Genomic DNA, 18,227 nt, shown 5'->3' with positions numbered 1-18,227 from the left:
GCACCGGGACCGTGCCGGGCACGCCATTACCTGATCACGAACGGGTCAGAGCAGCGAGTCACGCCACTGACGGTGCAGGTCGGCGTACCGGCCCCCACCCGCGATCAGCTCGGCCGGCGGCCCGTCCTCGACGATCCGGCCCTGGTCGAGGACCAGCACCCGGTCGGCGGTCTCCACCGTGGAGAGCCGGTGCGCGATCACCAGCGCGGTCCGGTCCCGCAGGATGCTGCCGAGCGCGTGCTGCACCAGACGTTCGGTCGGCACGTCGAGCGACGAGGTGGCCTCGTCGAGGATCAGCACCGCCGGGTCGGCCAGGAACGCCCGGGCGAAGGCGACCAACTGCCGCTGTCCGGCGGAGAGCCGGCCACCGCGCCGGTGCACCTGGGTGGCGTACCCGTCGGGCAGCGCCGAGATGAAGTCGTGCGCGCCGATCGCCCGGGCGGCGGCCTCGACGGCGTCGTCGTCGGCGTCCGGGCGACCGAACCGGATGTTGTCCGCGATGGTGCCGCCGTACAGGTGGGTCTCCTGGGTGACCAGCACCATCGCCCGACGCAGGTCCGCGTCGGCCACCTCCCGCAGATCCACACCGCCGAGCGTCACCGTGCCGGTGTCCGGGTCGTGGAACCGGGCGAGCAGCTTGGCGACGGTGGACTTGCCGGCGCCGGTCGGCCCGATCAGGGCCACGGTCTGCCCGGCGGGAACGGTGAGGTCCAGCTCGGTGAGGATCGGCGAGTCCGGGCGGTACCCGAACGACACCGCGTGGAAGCGGACCGCGCCGCGGGTGGGGCCGTCGGGCAGCGGCACGGGTCGGGTCGGTTCGGCGACCGAGGGCCGCTCGTCGAGCACCCCGGCGAGCTTCTCCAGCGCCGCCGTCGCCGACTGGAGTGAGTTGTAGAACTGGCTCAACTCCTGCATCGGCTCGAAGAACCGACGCAGGTAGAGCAGGAAGGCGGCGAGCACACCGACCCCGGTCTCGCCGCCCACCACCCGGGCACCGCCATAGCAGAGCACCACCGCGACGGTGACGTTGCCGATCAGCTTGATGCCCGGTGAGTAGGTCGCGATCAGGTGGAACGCGTGCCGGCTGGACCGCCGGTAGTCGTCGCTGACCGAGTCGAAGATGTGCTGGTTGCGGGCCTGGCGGCGGTACGCCTGCACCGTCCGGATACCCCGCATCGACTCCACGAAGTGGACGATGACGAGCGCCATCGCCTCCCGGGTACGTCGGTACGCCGAGGCCGAGGCCCGAGCGAACCAGCGGGACAGCCAGAACAGCAGCGGGAAGGCGAGCAGGGTCACCGACGCCAGTGGCAGGTCCAGCCAGAGCAGGATGCCGGCCACCGAGACGATCGTCAGAGCGGCCATCACCAGGCTCTCCACACCCCCGTCCACCAACTCGGCTATCGAGTCGATGTCACTGGTCAGGCGCGAGATCATCCGCCCGGACGTGTACCGCTCGTGGAACGCCACCGGTAGGTGCAGGAAGTGCGCGTACACCCGGCGGCGCAGGTCGAGCAGGACGGCCTGGCCGATGCGGGCGGAGATGGAGAGGAAGCCGCGCCGGGCCGCGTACTCGATGCCGGCGGCGGCGGCGAACGAGACGGCCACGGTGATCAGCGGGCCGGGCTGGCCGGCCCGCAGCGGCTCGATCGCCCGGTCGATGCCGAGCATGACCAGGTACGGCCCGGACATGGCCGCCGCGTTCTGGGTCAACAGCAGCGCGACCGCCGTGCCCAGCCGGGCCCGGTGCGGGCGCAGCACGTCCGCCAGCAGCGCGCGGCTGCGGGTCCGCAGCCGTGCCACCGCCGCCGGGTCGGTGTCCTCGGCGAGGCTGCGGTCGGCGTGCGGATCCGGTGCCACCCCTCGCCAGTGGGCCGGGTCCGCCTCGGGCGGTGGATCCGGTACGGCTGACGCGGCGGTCACGAGAGCACCAGGGGAGAGCTGCCGGGTGTCGGATCGGCCGATGTGGGTGTCCCGGCGATCGGCGTCGCGGCCGGCTCGGCGCAGAGCAGCCCGCGGTAGGTGGGCACGGTGTCGAGCAGTTCGGCGTGGGTGCCGACGGCGGTGATCCGGCCGTGCTCCAGCAGTGCGACCCGGTCGGCCAGGGCGATGGTGGAGGGGCGGTGCACCACCAGCAGCGCGGTGGTGTCGCGCAGCACCCGCCTGAGCGCCGACTCCACCAGCGCCTCGGTGTGCACGTCGAGCGCGGAGAGCGGATCGTCGAGGACGAGCACAGCCGGTCGGATCAGCACCGCGCGGGCCAGGGCGAGTCGTTGCCGCTGGCCGCCGGAGAGCGACAGGCCCTGCTCTCCGAGCCGGGTACGCAACCCCCACGGCAGGTCGTGGGCGAACTCGGCCTGGGCCAGTGCCAGGGCGGCCCGGACCTCGTCCTCGTCGGCGTCGGGCCGGCCCAGGGTGAGGTTCTCCCACACCGACATGGAGAACAGCGTCGGCTCCTCGAAGGCGACCCCGACCAGACCGCGCAGCGAGTCCAGCCGCAGTTCGCGCAGGTCGTGCCCGTCGAGGGTGATGCGGCCGGCGCTCACCTCGTGCAGCCGGGGTACCAGGGACAACAGGGTGCTCTTGCCGCTGCCGGTGGCACCGACCACGGCCATCGTCTCGCCGGGTTCGACGGTGAGATCGAGACCGCGCAGCACCGGGGCGGCGCTGCCCGGATAGCGGAAGGTCACCGCCTCGAAGCGGAGCCGACCGCGGACCGTCGAGCGGGCCAGGGCGACGGCGATCGGGGGGTCGACGATGGCTGGCCGGGTGTCGAGCACCTCCTGGATCCGGTCGGCGGCGGTGGCCGCCTCCTGCCCGTTGGCGATGATCCAGCCCAGCGACTGCACCGGCCAGATCAGCATGAGCTGGAGGCTGACGAAGGCGACGAGCTGACCGATGGTGAGCCGTCCGCCGGCGACCGCCGCGGCGCCGGCCACCAGGACCGTGCCCAGGGTCAGGTTCGGCACCAGGTCGAGCAGCGCGGAGGTGCGGGCGAGCAGCCGGCCCTTGCCGACCCCGGTGTCGTGCAGCGCCTCGGTGGCGGCGGCGAACCGGTCGATCAGCTGCGGCCCCCGCCCGTACGCCTTCATCGTGCGCAGGCCTTGCGCGGTCTCCTCGACAAGCGTGGCCACGTCGCCCTGCTGGTCCTGCATCCGGCGGGAGGCGACGTGATAGTGCCGGCCGAAGCGGCGGGCGATCAGGAACAGCGGCACCGCGCTGGCGGCCACCAGCAGGCCCAGCGCGGGGTGCAACCGGATCAGCAGCACCACCACGACCAGGTAGGTGACCACGTTGAGGACGAGGAAGAACAGGCCGAAGGAGAGGAACCGGCGCAGCACCGACAGGTCGCTGGTGATCCGGGAGAGCAACTGGCCGGACGGCCACCGGTCATGGAAACTGGCCGACAGCCGTTGCAGGTGGGCGTAGACGTCGGTGCGGATGGCCGCCTCCATCGCCACCGAGGACGACGACTGCACCCATCGACGGATGAAGATCAGCAGGGCTTCCGCCAGGCCGAGCAGCAGGGCCAGCCCGGCGAGCAGGAACAGCCCGGTCAGGTCACGCCGGGCCACCGGCCCGTCGACCACCTTCTGCGCGACCAGAGGTACGGCGATGCCGGCGGCCGTGGCGGCCAGCCCGGCCAGCAGCAGCCAAGCGAACTCGCCCGCGTGCGGACGCAGGTAGCGGCGCAGCCGCCAGAGGTTGCGCAGGGGATGTCGACGGATCTCGCCCCGGTCGGCCGGGACGCCGCCGCTCCCCGCAGCCACTACCCGACGGTAGCCGCATCTGGCAGCAACGCCGCTGTCGGCTTGCTGTCAGCTGCCTCGCCGCCCTCCCCGTCCCGCCGTTCGCCGTACTGCCCCCTGCTCGCCGTTGCTCCGCTGCTTGTGGTCCTGCTCCCGCTGGCGCCGCCCTTTCCCCGGCTGGTTCTTGACGCTGCGTGTACGGCACGGTCCGCCGCCCTACTACCCCCCGCACCCTTTGCTCTGCTTGAACCCACGCAACGGTTACCCTCCGCACCGGGTAGCAGCTTCGTGATCGAAGTGCCGTTGCCGCATCACCGCTGCTCAGTGGTCTGTTGCGTGGAGTGAAGCAGAGCAAAGCGCGCGGGTGGGACACCTTTGATCGGCGGGCGACCGGCGGTTGTCGTCGCACCCTGTGATGGTTACCGATTGTGCGCTACTAGCCGGGTCGCTCGTGGTCGAGGAGCCAGCGTTTCACCGGCAGCCCCCAGCGGTAGCCGCCGAGCGTGCCGTCGGTGCGCAGCACCCGGTGACAGGGGACGAAAAGCGCGGCGGCGTTGCGGGCGCAGGCCGCGGCGGCGGCGCGTACCGCGATGGGCCGGCCGGCCAGGGCGGCGTACCCGGTGTAGGTGACCGGCGCGCCCGGTTTGACGTCGCGCAACACCTGCCAGGCATGTGCCATGAACGCCCCGCCGGTGTGCTGTTCCACCGGAACGTCGTCGATCGCGGCCAGGTCGCCGTCGAGGTAGTCGGCGACGGCCGCGCTGACCGGGCCGAGGTCCGGCCGATGTCGCGGCTCACCGCGCAGACTCGGGTGTACGAGCGGCAGCAGGTTCGCCGGGTCCGCGGTGAAACCCGACGCCCGCACCGCGCCGTCGGGGCCGACGAGTACGGTGAACGGCCCGGCGGGGGTGTCGACGACCGTGCTGTCGATCATGCTGCTCGTGGTGTTCGTCCTGCTCATACGGCGCTCCAGGTCTGGATCGATGCTGGCCCGCCCGGGGGACCGAGGCCTGGCCGGGCGGTTGGGTTCGGGTGGGGTCGGCGGCCGGGCTCACGCCGATCGCCAGAGGCGGATGACGGCGTACGACCGCCAGGGACGCCAGCGGCCGGCGTACTCGTCGAGGGTCTTGGGGTTGTCGGTGAGGCCGAGGGCGGCGGCGCCGCGACGTACCGCGAGGTCGGTGGGGAGAAACGTGTCGGGGTCGCCGAGCGCGCGCATGGCCAGGTAGCCGGCGGTCCACGCGCCGACGCCCGGTATCGCGGTCAGCCGCCGCACCGTCTCCTCCCGGTCGCCACCCGGCTCCAGGTCAAGCTCACCGGCCGCGACCGCCCGCGCCACCGCCCGGATCGTCTCGCGCCGCCCACCCGGCATCCGGAACCCCGAATCCGGCACCCCCAGCACCTCCGCCGCGGTGGCGAACCCACGTAGTGACCCGTCCGGTCGACCAAGAACTTCGCGTCGTCCGGAGACGCTCTCCGGGACCGAAACTCCTTGATCAACGGTGCCGGTGTGATCGAGCAGGTGGATGAGGGTGGTGCGGGCGGAGGCCAGGGAGACCTGCTGGGTCGCGATGGCGCGAACGGCCATCTCGAAGCCGTCCACCGCGCGGGGAACGCGTACCCCGGGCTCGGCCGCCACCGGCGCGGCCAGCGCGGGGTCGGCGGCAAGCGTCTGGTCAACGGCAACCGGATCCGCGTCCAAATCGAACAGGCGCCGGCACCGGGCCACGGCGGGGGCCAGGTCGCGCAGATCGGCCAGGCGCAGCGTCGCCGCCACGTGGTCGGTCGCCGGAGTCAGGGTGGCCTCGCCGGGGCCGTGCGGCAACCGCAACCCCGCCGGTACGCCCCGTCGACCACCTCGTCGACCCCGGGCAGCGTGCGCCGGGCGAGGAAGTCCAGCAGCGCGGCGGCGTGCAGCGGCGGCCGGTACGCCAGCCGCAGGGTGACGGTGCCCGCGCCGCCGACCGGCGCGCCGTTTCCGGTGCGCAACTGCGACGGCGGTGCGCCATAGACCGCGCGTACGGTGTCGTTGAACTGCCGGACGCTGCCAAAGCCGGCCGCGAACGCGATCTCGGCCAGCCCCAGCCCGGTCGTCTCGATCAGGGTGCGGGCGGTCTGCGCGCGCTGTGCCCTGGCCAGCGCCAACGGTCCCGCGCCGAGTTCCGCCCGCAGCATCCGGTGCAGGTGCCGTTCGGTGTAGCCGAGCCGGGCGGCCAGCCCGGGTACGCCGTCGCGGTCGACCACGCCGTCGGCGATCAGTCGCATCGCCCGACCCACCACGTCGGCCCGTACGTCCCACTGGGGTGAGCCGGGGGAGGCGTCCGGGCGGCAGCGACGGCACGCGCGCAGCCCGGCCCGCTGGGCCGCTGCCGACGACGGGAAGAATCGCACGTTACGCCGCTTGGGGGTCATCGCCGGACAGGACGGCCGGCAGTAGATCCCGGTCGAGGTCACGCCGGTGTAGAACCAGCCGTCGAACCGCTGGTCACGGCTGTCGACAGCCCGGTAGCACCGCTCGAAGTCCAGTTCCACGTCACCGATGATGCGCCTGCCACCACCCACCCGGCTCGCGGAATTCGGACCACACCCTCCGTCACTCGGCTGGGCGGGACGGGCAGGGGGAGGAGAACTGTCGGTTGTGGTGGGTAGCGTGCGGCCACCAACTCCAGAAGGGTGCGGCAATGGTGAGCGTGGCGGGTCGGGCGGCGTCGGGACACGAGCACCCAGCACCCGACCCGACAGTCGTCGAGGGCTTCTATCGGCGGATGCGCGCCGTGGCTCCGGCCGCGGTCGGTGCCATCGAGCGGGACCGCGCCGACGACCCCGGTCGCGCCTTCGGCGACACCGCCTGCGGCCGGCTGGTGGGCTCGCTCGAACCGGACGGGGTGCGCGCTCTCGGGATGTGGGTGCACCACTGGTGCATGCGCTTCTACGACGACGACACCCGTGCCGCACGGCGGCTGCTCCGGGAGATCGCGGCCCGGCCGACGCTGGGCTGGACGGCCGACGAGGTCCACTGGATGCTGCGTGAGTCGTACGCGGCCAGCCCGGTGGCCGCCGACCGGTTCTCGCTGCCACTCGCCGCAGCGGGTGAACTCGCGCCACGGGTGTCGCCCTGGGCGGGTGGCGGGCCACCGCGCCAGCCTGCACCAGCCGAGCGGGACTGACGCCGCCACCGGCTCCCGACGGGAACGGCAGCGCGGGCGATCTCGTGTGTCGCGGTTTCCGTCACAATCTTCATCTGAACTCCCGCCGGTCGCTTGTTTCGATGTCCAGCGGTCCCGGCGGTACGAAACAGGTAGTTGATCCGACAGGCTGGTTGTCCATTCCCGGTCAGTTGCATAAATGTCGAGGTTGAGCCCTCGGAGTCGAATTGGCGGTCGTCCATGTGACTCTGGCCGCCACTTCGGTGGCTCTTTCTTCTACAGTTCAGGCACCCACGATTGTCGGACTTCTTCGGAGTCGATTCATGACCACAGCCTGGACGGTCGACGCGGTCGGCGCACACCTCACCCTCGATCAGGCCGGGCACGGCGAGATCGTCTTCACGGTGTCCAATCCCGGTGTGACACCGGACACTGCGGTGCTGCGCCTCGCCCCCGACGACGGTGTGTCACCGTCGTGGTTCACCGTCGACCGACCACAGCGCGCCGTCCCTGCCAACAGCACCGTCTCGTACCTGGTGACGGTGAACGTGCCGGCCGAGGTGCCGGCCGGCAGGTACGAGGTGCGTGCGTCGGTCTCCTCGGCCGATTCGCCCCCGGAGGAGAGTTCCCGGTTCAGTGGCCGGGTGGTTGTCGAGGTGCGCCGGCCGGCCGAGCGGCCGCGCCGACGGCGGTGGCTTCTCGCCACGGTCGGAGCGGCGGTTCTCGCGGTTGCGTTGCTGGCCGTCGGAGTGTCCCTGTTTCGCCCGGGCCGCGTGCCCGCGGCCGCGCAGCCGGTCAGCCCGCCGGCTACCTCGCCGGCAACCCCGTCGGTCAGCCCGTCCACCAGCGTCGTGGTGACTCTCAATATGGAGGCGTTGGTCGATGAGCCCGCGACGACGGTGACGGTCGGCGGGGCGCCGGCCCGCCCGGCATGTGACGGGCGGGCCTGCGAGCTGTGGGTCACCAACGACTGCTGCCACTACGGCTATACCGAAGGGTACGCACTGGGTTTCTTCGCCCGACCGTACGATTCATTCACCGTCACGGTCACCGTTGCCGAGGGCGGCGACTACGAGCTGTTCGACGTTCGCCTGCTCGGGCCGAACGCGGGGAGAACGATGTACCTCGTCGATGATCGGCCGGTTGGCGAGTTCGCCGAGTCGGCAGCCCGGTACCGGCTGACCGGCTGGACGTCGCACGGCACGGTCCGGCTCACCGCCGGCGCCCACCGACTGACGTTGCGGCACCTTCCCCTTTCCGCCGGCGACGGGAGGCTGGCCATCACGGTGATCGACCAACTCCGGCTGGTCAGGACCGGCTCCTGACCATCGCGCGCCCTGCGTCGGCCGCGCCGGGGCTGCCTGCCCAGGTTCTACGGCGGAGCGCGTAAGCTGGCTCGTCGTGAGTCTCACCATCGGCATCGTCGGCCTGCCCAACGTCGGCAAGAGCACCCTGTTCAACGCGTTGACCAAGAACGACGTGCTCGCCGCGAACTACCCGTTCGCGACCATCGAGCCCAACGTCGGCGTGGTCGGGCTGCCGGACGAGCGGCTGCACAAGCTCGCCGAGATCTTCAGCTCGCAGAAGGTGATCCCCGCCCCGGTGTCGTTCGTCGACATCGCCGGCCTGGTGCGCGGCGCCTCGAAGGGTCAGGGGCGGGGCAACGCCTTCCTGGCCAACATCCGTGACGCCGCCGCGATCTGCCAGGTGGTGCGGGCCTTCTCCGACCCGAACGTGGTGCACGTCGACGGCAAGGTCTCGCCGGCCGACGACATCGAGACGATCAACACCGAGCTGATCCTCGCCGACCTCCAGACGCTGGAGAAGGCGCTGCCCAGGCTGGAGAAGGAGGCCAAACTCCGCAAGGACCGGGCCGCCGCGGTGGCCGCCGCGAAGGCCGCGGTCGAGGTGTTGGACAACGGCACCACCCTCTACGCCGGTGCGGCGGCAGCCAACATCGAGCTGGAGCACCTGCGCGAGCTGCACCTGCTCACCACCAAGCCGTTCCTCTACGTCTTCAACGTCGACGAGGCCGAGCTGAACAACCCCCAGTTCCTCGACGAACTCCGGGCGCTGGTGGCACCGGCCGAGGCGGTCTTCATGGATGCCAAGATCGAGTCCGAGTTGGTGGACCTGCCCGAGGAGGAGGCCCGGGAGCTGCTGGAGTCGATCGGGCAGTCCGAGCCCGGGCTGGACCAACTGGTCCGGGTGGGATTCCGCACCCTCGGCCTCCAGACGTACCTCACCGCCGGCCCCAAGGAGGCGCGGGCCTGGACCGTGCCGATCGGCGCGACCGCCCCGGAGGCCGCCGGGGTGATCCACTCCGACTTCCAGCGCGGCTTCATCAAGGCCGAGGTGGTCTCCTACACCGACCTGGTCGAGGCCGGTTCGATGGCTGCGGCGAAGGCGGCGGGCAAGGTCCGCATCGAGGGCAAGGAGTACGTGATGCAGGACGGCGACGTGGTCGAGTTCCGCTTCAACGTCTGAGGCGGGCAGCGGGCGCCGCAGCGAGGCGGGACACTCGGCAGGTGCCGATGTTCACGCCGGAGGAGCCCTGGAAGACCAACCCCGGCCTCGCCCTGCTGCACCTGATCGTGTGGTACGCGGTGGCGGTGGGTGCCTTCTTCCTGCTCGCGTACAACCAGTCCGACGTGCCTGACCCGGACTGCCAGGACACCTTCTGCGCGTCGCCGCGTGCTGGTGTGCTCATGGCGGGACTCTTCGTCGGGGCTCCGGCGCTGCTGCTGGCGCTCGTGGTCAGCCTGGTGATGCTCGGGCTGATCAGTGCGCGACGACCGCAGCGCCCAGCCCGATGGGTCGGGCTGCTCGCCGCCACTCCGGTCTTCGTGCTGCTCGCTGCCGCCGTCTGTCTGGTGGGTTCCGCAGCGGGTCGATAGCGCCGCGGCCCACCGCACCGAGTTTCGCGTCAACATTTAGGCCGGTCCATGACCGCGTCCGTCGACCGGTCCTTCCGAGATGGACCGCTGACGGTCTGCGCGGCGTGACCCGGCTCGTGTAGCGTGACGCGGTCATCGACGGAGATTCACGGGGGTTCCCTTGACCACGCCTCGTTCTGCCCTGTGCGCTGTCAGCGCCGCACTCCTCGCGGCTGGCCTCGCCGCCGCGCCCGCCGCTGCCGCTCCGGCCCAGCCGGCGCCCGACTCGGCGAAACTCGCGGCCGGCACCGAGCAGCAGCCGCCGACCGACGGCCGCCGGGGCTACCTGGTTGGTCAGGGTGAGGACGTGCCCGCCCTGATCGGCGTCACCAACAAGGGGGACGCACCGGTCGACGGTCTGGTCGTGCATGTCCGGATCCTCAACGACCTGGACTTCACGAAGACGTACGAGAACTGCTGGTACGGCGTCGACAGCAACCAGGAGTCGGCCTGGTGCGAGTTCGACGTCGAGCTTGCCCCGGGCGCGAGCCTGGCGGCGCTGGGCGCCGGCATCTCCACCAAGCCGGACGCCCGCCCGGAGAACATCTCGTCGATCATCCACTTCTGGCGCAGCAAGGAGTACGTCGATCGGCTCGGCGGCATCCAGAAGCTGGCCGACGACTGGGCCGGGCAGGGCACAAGTGCGGTCCGGGGCACCGGTGGCCCGCTGACGCTGGCCGCCCCGTCGGCACCGCTGGTCGGTCTGGAGCCGCCGAACCCGCTCGGCTTCGTCGGCGTCGTACTGAAGACCACCCCGACGCCGACCCCGACCGCTACGCCCACCGCGACCCCGACGGCCACGCCCACCGCTACGCCGACGGACGCCCCTCCGGCCAGCCCGGGCGCACCCGGCGACGATGACGGTCAGGGTGGCGGGTTGCCGGTTACCGGCACCCGGACCGGGACGGTGGCCGCGGTGGGTGGACTGCTGTTGCTCCTCGGCGGTGCCGCCTACCTGATCGCCCGTCGCCGCCGTACCCGCTTCGTGGCGTAGGCCCGCCGCCGTGGTGGCGGTGTCAGCCGGCGCGCAGGGCGTCGTCGACGCCGGTCTCCCGCTCGCCGAGATGCACCGGGTCGCGGCGGGAGAGCACGTCCAGCGCGGCCTTGAGACCGGCACCGTACTCCCGGGCGGAGCTGATCCGCCAGGTGCGGTGGCTCAGCTCCCGGGCGGTCTCGTCGCCGACGCCGTTGGCGTCGATGCCGAGGTGCCGGCAGACCGTGACGGCGCGGGCCAGATGGAACTGCTGGGTCACCACCGTCGCCCGCTCCACCCCGAAGATCCGCTTCGCCCGGGCGCACGAGTCGTACGTGTCGAAGCCGGCGTGATCGAGCACCACCTTGTCGGCCGGCACACCCTGCTCGACCAGCCAGCGCTGCATCGCCTCAGGCTCGTTGTAGTCGTGGCGCATGTTGTCGCCGGAGACCAGGATCGCCCGCACCTTGCCGGTGACGTACAGCTCGCGAGCAATCTCCAGCCGGGCGGCGAGGAACGGTGCCGGCGTGCCGTCGGGCTGGACCCGGGTACCCAGCACCAGGGCGACCGGTGCCTCGGGCACCGTCGCGACCGGATAGGTGCGCCCCTGTGCGCCGGAGCGGATCCAACTCGCGCTCGCCCACACGCCGGCCGTCAGCAGCACCACACCGAACGCTCCGGCGAGCGCCGCCCGGCGTAGCCAACGCCCACGGCCTCGGTCCCGGATCTGTCGAAGTCTGGCCGTCAGTGACGCACGGATCGGCATGCAGGCCAGTATCCCAGCCCGGCGCGAGCCGTTCAGTGAGCGCTGTGGCGCGGGTACGACGGCCGGACCGTCGCACCCGCGCCGTGGATCACCCGAGCCGGTACACGGAGATGTGTGCGGTGCTGTCCGGGCCGGAGGGTGACCGGTCCCAGTCGGCGTACCGCTCGGTGAGCCGGAGACCGGCCTGCTCCGCCAACTCGTCGATCTGCTCGGGCCACAGGTAACGCATCGCGAACGGGTGCAGGTGCACCCCGGCGGAGTGGAACGTGATGGTCTGCCGGAGGAACGTCTGCGCCTCCCGGTCGTACCGGTGCAGGCGGATGGTGGCCGAGTCCTCGGTCACCTCCCGTATCTGGACCTGTTCGTCGCGGTCGAAGTCCGCCGGGTCGGGCACGAACGTCTCGATGACGAACGCGCCGCCAGGCGCGAGCACGCGGGCCACGTTCCGGAAGCAGTCCGCCTGGCGCCGGGCGCGTACCAGGTTGAACAGGGTGTTGAAGACCAGGTACGCCATGGTGTACGGGCCGGTCACCGGCACGTCCGCCATGTCGCCGATGGCCACCGGGATATCGCCACCACCGGGCTTGGCCCGCATCTTCGCGACCATTTCCGGCGACGCCTCGACCCCCTCCACGGCGATCCCGCGCTCGGCCAGGGGAAGGGCGACCCGACCGGTGCCGATGGCCAGTTCCAGCGCCGGGCCGTCGCCGGCCAGTTCGGCGAGGAACTCCACCGCCGGTGCCGGGTCGGGTAGGCCGCCCGGCAGGTCATAGGTGTCGGCCCAGAGCCGGCCGAAGTGTCCCGGGTCGTCGAAGACCGACATCAGCGGCCTCCGTCGTTGCTACCGGCGCCGCACGGCGCCTTGTCCGATGATTCCCACGTACGCACGAAGCCTCGATTCGATGGGGTTGACGATGCCTGTTCGCTGCCTGGGCGTCGTGCTGTGCCTCATGTCGTCGCTCCCTTCGTTCGGTTGGTTCGTGAGTCAATCGGCATCGATGGCCGGCGGCAACTGAAATTCACCGGGATGCTGATCCGCTGCGCGGCCCGGGGAGTCGGTCAGCTGATGTAGTGCAGGATCACGTTGTGGACGTGGTGGCTTTTCTGGTCGCCCCGGAACTCCACCTCGTAGGTGTGCGTACCGACGTGGATGGCGATCGCGCCGGTGGAGAAGAACGAGCCACCCCAGGACTTGTTGCTGACCACGCTCACGCTGGTGATCTTCGAGTACGGGATGCTGGTGATCGCGTACTTCTTGCCGACGAACGAGCGGTCCTGGATGATGACGCGCCGGTCGGTCAGCCCGATGAACCCGGTGCCGGTGCCGACGGCGTCGTAGACGGCGATGATCTGTTCACCGTCGAGCAGGCCGCTCTGGATCTGCTGGAACTGTTCCTTGCGGTCATAGGTCGCGTTGGCCATGACGCCCACGGTAGGCAGCGTCCGCCAGCGAACGCACCGTCAGCTCTCGGTGACCGCGCGGTAGGCGTCCTCGATGCGGGCGGCCAGCAGGACCTCGCCCTCGGAGAGGGGCTCGTTGCCGTGCCCGACCCGGATCTGGGTGTGATCGGCGCGCCGGCTGATCTCCGGGCGCAGATGCAGTGCGTCGGCGACCACCTTCACCCGCTCGGTGAGCGCCGCGTGTTGCGTGTCGTCGATGACGAGAGTCCGTCGGATCTGCTCACCCTCGCGCGTCCAACCGGACAGTAGGGTGAGGGCGTCGCTGAGGTAGTCGTGCTTCGTCCGACCGCCGAACAGCGCACGCATCACCGCTCCTCCCAGGCTTCGTTGCCGGCTTGTGGCCAAATCGTCGCCGCCCCGTGTCTTTGTCGGTGCTCCTAGTCTTACGTCGCACGGAGGGTGTGTCCACGCCCACACTTCCGGGTATTCCTGGCCTGACGGACGACCAAGCTACCCAAACCGCCGATTGATCTGGCACTCTGGACGGCCGTGCGGACCGAACGGGCGAACGGCGGCGGAAACGCTGTACGGCGCGATCCGAAGGTGATCGTCGGAGCGGCCATCATCAGGGACGGACGGGTGCTGGCCTGCGCCAGATCCGCCCCGCCCGAGGTGGCGGGCATGTGGGAGTTCCCCGGCGGCAAGGTGGAGCCGGGTGAGACCGAGCCGGCGGCGCTGGCCCGCGAGTGCGTCGAGGAACTGGCCGTACGCGTGGAGATCGGTGCGCGGATCGGCCGTGACGTCCGGATGGCGCACGGCCGCTCGGTCCTCAAGGTGTACGCCGCCCGCCTCCTGCACGACGACGAGCCCCAGCCCCTCGAACACTCAGCCCTACGCTGGCTCTCCGCCACCGACCTGGACACCGTCACCTGGCTCCCCGCCGACGCCCCCATAGTCGCCGCCCTCCGCCCCCTCCTCTCCACAGACCCTCCACCCCGCTGATCCCCGCTCAGTTGATCAAGAAGTTCTGGTCATACAGAACGCTCTCGGTTACAAGAACTTCTTGGTCAACCAAAGCGAGGGTGGCGGGGCGAGGGGGGTGGAAAGGGGCGGGGGGCCGTGGCGGATGCCGCGGCCCCCCGTTGTACGTGCGGGTGGGTTAGTGGTTGGGTTTGTCCTGGTCGGGGTGGGCGAAGTTCAGGTGCTCGGGGGGGAGCGGGAAGGTGACGTCGTCGCCGAAGGGCGACGGAGCCGCCGCGCGGTCGAAGGTTAGCTCCGTGAGGGGGAGCTTGCCGCTGGCGTCGACCGCCGGGGCGGTCGGGTGGGGCACCTCGCGGTGCCAGTTGACGCCCTGCTGGGCCTGCACCTCGGCCTGGGCGTCATGGGAGCCGCCGGCGTGTGAGTGCACACCGCCGCCCGCGGCGCTGGAGCGCACCGCGCCCGGGGAGTGTCCGCTGGTCACGCTGGTCTGAGGCACCTGACCCCTCCGGAAGATCTTGCTACCGAGCCACACGAGTGGATCGTACCTGCGGTCGACGACCCGTTCCTTCATGGGGATGATCCCGTTGTCGGTGATCTTGATGTGCTCGGGGCAGACCTCGGTGCAGCACTTGGTGATGTTGCAGAAACCCAGACCCTGCTCGGTCTGCGCGTAGTCCTTGCGGTCGGTCCTAGTGTCCAGCGGGTGCATGTCCAGCTCCGCGGCGCGGATGAAGTACCGCGGTCCGGAGAACGCCTGCTTGTTCTCGTCGTGGTCCCGGATCACGTGGCAGACGTTCTGGCACAGGAAGCACTCGATGCACTTGCGGAACTCCTGCGAGCGCTCCACGTCGACCTGCTGCATCCGGTAGTCGCCGGGAGCCAGATCGGCCGGGGGAGCGAAGGCGGGCGTCTCCCGCGCCTTCTCGTAGTTGAACGACACGTCGGTGACCAGGTCGCGGATGACCGGGAACGTCCGCAGCGGGGTCACCGTGATCGTCTCGTTCTCCTCGAACGTCGACATCCGGGTCATGCAGCCGAGCTTGGGCATCCCGTTGATCTCCATGGAGCAGGAGCCGCACTTGCCGGCCTTGCAGTTCCACCGGCAGGCCAGGTCGGGCGCGTCGGTGGCCTGCAACCGGTGGATCACGTCGAGGACCACCTCGCCCTCGTTGACCTCGACCGTGTAGTCCCGCAGGTCGCCGCCGTCGGCGTCACCCCGCCAGATCCGGAACTGGCGCTTGGCGCCCGGCTTGCCGGGCGTTCCAGACGTTTGGGTGCCCATTCCTCAGCGCTCCTTCTCGGCGTCTGCGTCGGTGGCCGCGTCAGCGGCAGCGGCATCGGCGGCGACGAGGGCGTCGAACTCGGTGAGCTCCTCGTCGGTGAGGTACTTGGCCAGCTCGGCGCGGTCGAACAGGCCGATCAGTTCGGAGCGCATCTTCGGCAGCGGCTTGCGCTCCAGCCGGACGGTGTCGCCCACCAGCGAGCAGACCAGGTTGACCCGCCGCCACTGCGGATCCATTGTGGGGAAGTCCTCGCGGGTGTGTCCGCCGCGCGACTCGCGACGCTCCAGCGCCGCCTTCGCGGTGCACTCCGAGACGACAAGCATGTTGCGCAGGTCCAGCGCCAGATGCCAGCCCGGGTTGTACCGCCGACCGCCGGAGGCGCTGACCTTCGCCACCCGCTCGCGCAGCTCCGCCAGGCGGACCAGCGCGTCCGCCAACTCGGCCTCCCGCCGGATGATGCCGACCAGATCCCCCATCACCGCCTGGAGGTCCTGCTGGAGGGTGTACGGGTTCTCGCCGGTGTCCCGCTGCAACGGTGCCAGGGCCGTCTCCACCGCGGTCTCCACCGCGGCCACCGCCACCCGGGGCCGGCCGGTGAGCTGGTCGACGTAGGTGGCCGCGTGGCCGCCCGCCCGCTTACCGAAGACCAGCAGGTCGGACAGGGAGTTGCCGCCCAGCCGGTTGGAGCCGTGCATGCCGCCGGAGACCTCCCCGGCGGCGAACAACCCGCGCACCGCGCCGTACGCGGCGCCGCTGTCCGGGTCGACCTCCACGCCGCCCATCACGTAGTGACAGGTCGGGCCGACCTCCATCGGCTCCTTGGTGATGTCGACGTCGGCCAGCCCCTTGAACTGGTGGTGCATCGACGGCAGGCGACGACGGATCTCCTCGGCCGGCAGCCGGGAGGCGATGTCCAGGTAGACGCCGCCGGCCGGCGTACCCCGACCGGCCTTGACCTCGCTGTTGATCGCCCGGGCGACCTCGTCGCGGGGCAGCAGCTCCGGCGGACGCCGGTTGTTGTCCGGGTCGTCGTACCAGCGGTCCGCCTCCTCGGGCGTCTCCGCGTACTGCTTGCGGAAGACGTCGGGGACGTAGTCGAACATGAACCGCTTGCCCTCGGAGTTCTTCAGGATGCCACCGTCGCCGCGAACCGACTCGGTGACCAGGATGCCCTTCACCGACGGCGGCCAGACCATGCCGGTCGGGTGGAACTGGAGGAACTCCATGTTGATCAGAGTCGCCCCGGCCCGCAGCGCCAACGCGTGACCGTCCCCGGTGTACTCCCAGGAGTTGGAGGTGACCTTGTAGGACCGGCCGACGCCACCGGTGGCGAGCACCACGGCGGGTGCCTCGAAGAGGACGAACTCGCCGGACTCGCGGTAGTAGCCGAAGGCGCCGGCGACCCGGTCGCCGTCGAGCAGCAGTTCGGTGATGGTGGTCTCGGAGAAGACCTTGATCCGCGCGTCGTACGAACCGTGGTCGCGCTTGTCCTCCTGCTGCAACGAGACGATCTTCTGCTGGAGGGTGCGGATCAGCTCCAGGCCCGTCCGGTCGCCGACGTGGGCCAGCCGGGGGTACTCGTGGCCGCCGAAGTTGCGCTGCGAGATCCTGCCGTCCTTGGTGCGGTCGAACAGCGCACCGTAGGTCTCCAGTTCCCAGATCCGCTGCGGCGACTCCTTGGCGTGCAGCTCCGCCATCCGGAAGTTGTTGAGGAACTTGCCGCCGCGCATGGTGTCCCGGAAGTGCACCTGCCAGCTGTCCCGGCTGTTCACGTTGCCCATGGCCGCGGCGGCGCCGCCCTCGGCCATCACCGTGTGCGCCTTGCCGAACAGCGACTTCGAGATGATGGCGGTCTTCTTGCCGGCCAGCCGCGCCTCGATCGCCGCGCGCAGGCCGGCGCCGCCGGCCCCGATCACGACGACGTCGTAGTGGTGTCGTTCGATGCGAGTGGTAGTGGTCGTCATGTCAGGGGCCCTCAGTTGATGAACCGCAGGTCGGAGATCCACTCAGCGGAGACGGCCATGACGTAGAAGTCGGTCAGGGCCAGCGTGCCGAGTGTGATCCAGGCGAGCTGCATGTGCCGGACGTTCAGCCAGGAGACGTAGCCCCAGGCCCGGTAGCGGACGGGATGCTTGGAGAAGGTCTTCAGTCGCCCGCCGATGATGTGCCGGCAGGAGTGGCAGGAAATCGTGTACGCCCAGAGCATGACCACGTTGCCGAGCAGGATCAGGTTGCCCAGCCCGAAACCGAAGCCCTCGGGGCTGTGGAAGGCCAGGATCGCGTCCCAGGTGTTGATCAGCGAGATGATCGCGGCGAAGTAGAAGAAGTACCGGTGCGAGTTCTGCACGATCAGCGGGAACCGGGTCTCACCGCCGTAGGAGGCGTGACCGTCGGGCACCGCGCAGGCCGGCGGCGACAGCCAGAACGACCGGTAGTACGCCTTGCGGTAGTAGTAGCAGGTCAGCCGGAACAGCAGCAGGAACGGCAGGGTGAACGCGGCGTCCGGGATGATCCACCAGCCGGGCAGGTACTGCCCGAAGTGGGAAGCCTCCGGCAGGCACCGGTCCGTCACGCACGGCGAGTAGAACGGGGTCAGGTAGTGGTAGTCCTCGACCCAGTACCACTTGTGCATGAAGACCCGGACCGTTGCGTACGCTACCCACGCACTGAGCCCGATGACCGTGATCAGCGGGGCAAACCACCAACGGTCCGTCCGCAACGTCTTCGCCGCGATGGCGGCGCGTGCGCGCACACCCCGCGGTTTCGTTGCCGATGATGTCATTCGCGTCGTCTCCCTGACGGGGCCCTGTCACGGGCGGCGGAACACTTACGGGCGGCACGCGGACCCGGGCGAACCCGCACCCGCCTGTCGCGTCATGCGCGCACCAACGACCGCGCCGGCGTACCGGAGCAGCTAAGTGACACACGTTACGCCGATCTAGGCGGGCCGTCCGCGCAAGGCAGTGTCCCGTGTGTCCCGCACTTTGGAAAG

16 protein-coding genes and 1 pseudogene are annotated in these 18,227 nt (G+C 70.5%); 6 read left to right on the top strand and 11 right to left on the bottom strand.

Annotated features, from left to right (window positions below; translation table 11 throughout):
* Positions 1 to 45 precede the first annotated feature (45 nt).
* From ENC19_RS14985 to ENC19_RS14970, 4 genes and pseudogenes are all read right to left on the bottom strand, one after another.
* Positions 46 to 1,923, bottom strand: a complete 1,878-nt coding sequence (locus ENC19_RS14985) for an ABC transporter ATP-binding protein (protein ID WP_164447781.1) — start codon at positions 1,921 to 1,923, stop codon at positions 46 to 48.
* Positions 1,920 to 3,770 carry an ABC transporter ATP-binding protein gene (locus tag ENC19_RS14980; RefSeq protein ID WP_164447780.1) on the bottom strand — a complete coding sequence of 617 codons (1,851 nt, stop codon included), beginning with the start codon at positions 3,768 to 3,770 and terminating at the stop codon, positions 1,920 to 1,922. The genes ENC19_RS14985 and ENC19_RS14980 overlap by 4 nt, the downstream gene beginning before the upstream one ends.
* A gap of 415 nt (positions 3,771 to 4,185) precedes the next feature.
* Complete coding sequence (locus tag ENC19_RS14975) at positions 4,186 to 4,710, bottom strand: methylated-DNA--[protein]-cysteine S-methyltransferase (RefSeq protein ID WP_164447779.1); 525 nt, start codon at positions 4,708 to 4,710, stop codon at positions 4,186 to 4,188.
* 90 nt (positions 4,711 to 4,800) lie between these two features.
* Positions 4,801 to 6,281: pseudogene (locus ENC19_RS14970) on the bottom strand (DNA-3-methyladenine glycosylase 2 family protein).
* 149 nt (positions 6,282 to 6,430) lie between these two features.
* Here ENC19_RS14970 and ENC19_RS14965 point away from each other — a divergent pair.
* The 5 genes from ENC19_RS14965 to ENC19_RS29540 all read left to right on the top strand — a co-directional run bounded on the left by ENC19_RS14965 (position 6,431) and on the right by ENC19_RS29540 (position 10,825).
* Positions 6,431 to 6,916, top strand: a complete 486-nt coding sequence (locus tag ENC19_RS14965) for a hypothetical protein (RefSeq protein ID WP_164447778.1) — start codon at positions 6,431 to 6,433, stop codon at positions 6,914 to 6,916.
* Between the two features lie 302 nt (positions 6,917 to 7,218).
* Positions 7,219 to 8,220 (top strand): carbohydrate-binding protein, encoded by a 1,002-nt coding sequence (locus tag ENC19_RS14960; protein WP_164447777.1) that lies wholly within the window; start codon positions 7,219 to 7,221, stop codon positions 8,218 to 8,220.
* A gap of 76 nt (positions 8,221 to 8,296) precedes the next feature.
* On the top strand, positions 8,297 to 9,382 hold the full coding sequence (gene ychF / locus ENC19_RS14955; protein WP_164447776.1) for a redox-regulated ATPase YchF: 1,086 nt from the start codon (positions 8,297 to 8,299) through the stop codon (positions 9,380 to 9,382).
* 41 nt (positions 9,383 to 9,423) lie between these two features.
* Entirely contained in the window at positions 9,424 to 9,792 is a 369-nt protein-coding gene (locus tag ENC19_RS14950) for a hypothetical protein (RefSeq protein WP_164447775.1), read from the top strand.
* A 160-nt stretch (positions 9,793 to 9,952) separates the two neighbouring features.
* Positions 9,953 to 10,825, top strand: a complete 873-nt coding sequence (locus ENC19_RS29540) for an LPXTG cell wall anchor domain-containing protein (RefSeq protein WP_235944788.1) — start codon at positions 9,953 to 9,955, stop codon at positions 10,823 to 10,825.
* A gap of 22 nt (positions 10,826 to 10,847) precedes the next feature.
* On the opposite strand, the gene ENC19_RS14940 is transcribed toward ENC19_RS29540, so the two are convergent.
* From ENC19_RS14940 to ENC19_RS14925, 4 genes are all read right to left on the bottom strand, one after another.
* On the bottom strand, positions 10,848 to 11,570 hold the full coding sequence (locus ENC19_RS14940) for a SanA/YdcF family protein (protein WP_164447774.1): 723 nt from the start codon (positions 11,568 to 11,570) through the stop codon (positions 10,848 to 10,850).
* Positions 11,571 to 11,658: 88 nt separating this feature from the next.
* Positions 11,659 to 12,393 carry a class I SAM-dependent methyltransferase gene (locus tag ENC19_RS14935; protein WP_164447773.1) on the bottom strand — a complete coding sequence of 245 codons (735 nt, stop codon included), beginning with the start codon at positions 12,391 to 12,393 and terminating at the stop codon, positions 11,659 to 11,661.
* Positions 12,394 to 12,629: 236 nt separating this feature from the next.
* Positions 12,630 to 12,992: a PH domain-containing protein gene (locus tag ENC19_RS14930; protein ID WP_093405480.1), complete on the bottom strand. Its 363-nt coding sequence runs from the start codon at positions 12,990 to 12,992 to the stop codon at positions 12,630 to 12,632.
* Positions 12,993 to 13,031: 39 nt separating this feature from the next.
* Positions 13,032 to 13,337: a 4a-hydroxytetrahydrobiopterin dehydratase gene (locus ENC19_RS14925; protein ID WP_164447772.1), complete on the bottom strand. Its 306-nt coding sequence runs from the start codon at positions 13,335 to 13,337 to the stop codon at positions 13,032 to 13,034.
* 183 nt (positions 13,338 to 13,520) lie between these two features.
* On the opposite strand from ENC19_RS14925, the gene ENC19_RS14920 reads away from it, so the two are divergent.
* Positions 13,521 to 13,973, top strand: a complete 453-nt coding sequence (locus ENC19_RS14920) for a (deoxy)nucleoside triphosphate pyrophosphohydrolase (RefSeq protein ID WP_164447771.1) — start codon at positions 13,521 to 13,523, stop codon at positions 13,971 to 13,973.
* A gap of 157 nt (positions 13,974 to 14,130) precedes the next feature.
* Here ENC19_RS14920 and ENC19_RS14915 read toward each other — a convergent pair whose 3' ends face one another.
* The 3 genes from ENC19_RS14915 to ENC19_RS14905 are packed head-to-tail and all read right to left on the bottom strand — an operon-like array spanning position 14,131 to position 18,017.
* On the bottom strand, positions 14,131 to 15,234 hold the full coding sequence (locus ENC19_RS14915; RefSeq protein WP_164447770.1) for a succinate dehydrogenase/fumarate reductase iron-sulfur subunit: 1,104 nt from the start codon (positions 15,232 to 15,234) through the stop codon (positions 14,131 to 14,133).
* A gap of 3 nt (positions 15,235 to 15,237) precedes the next feature.
* Complete coding sequence (locus ENC19_RS14910) at positions 15,238 to 17,199, bottom strand: fumarate reductase/succinate dehydrogenase flavoprotein subunit (RefSeq protein WP_164447769.1); 1,962 nt, start codon at positions 17,197 to 17,199, stop codon at positions 15,238 to 15,240.
* A gap of 11 nt (positions 17,200 to 17,210) precedes the next feature.
* A complete protein-coding gene (locus tag ENC19_RS14905; RefSeq protein ID WP_164447768.1) occupies positions 17,211 to 18,017 on the bottom strand; it encodes a hypothetical protein in 807 nt (268 codons plus the stop codon).
* Positions 18,018 to 18,227: the final 210 nt, after the last annotated feature.

The sequence above is a fragment of the Verrucosispora sioxanthis genome, assembly GCF_010560025.1.
Lineage (GTDB): Bacteria > Actinomycetota > Actinomycetes > Mycobacteriales > Micromonosporaceae > Micromonospora > Micromonospora palythoicola.
The sequence above is the reverse complement of the archived record's forward strand: the minus strand, read 5'-3'. Positions and strand labels throughout refer to the sequence as shown.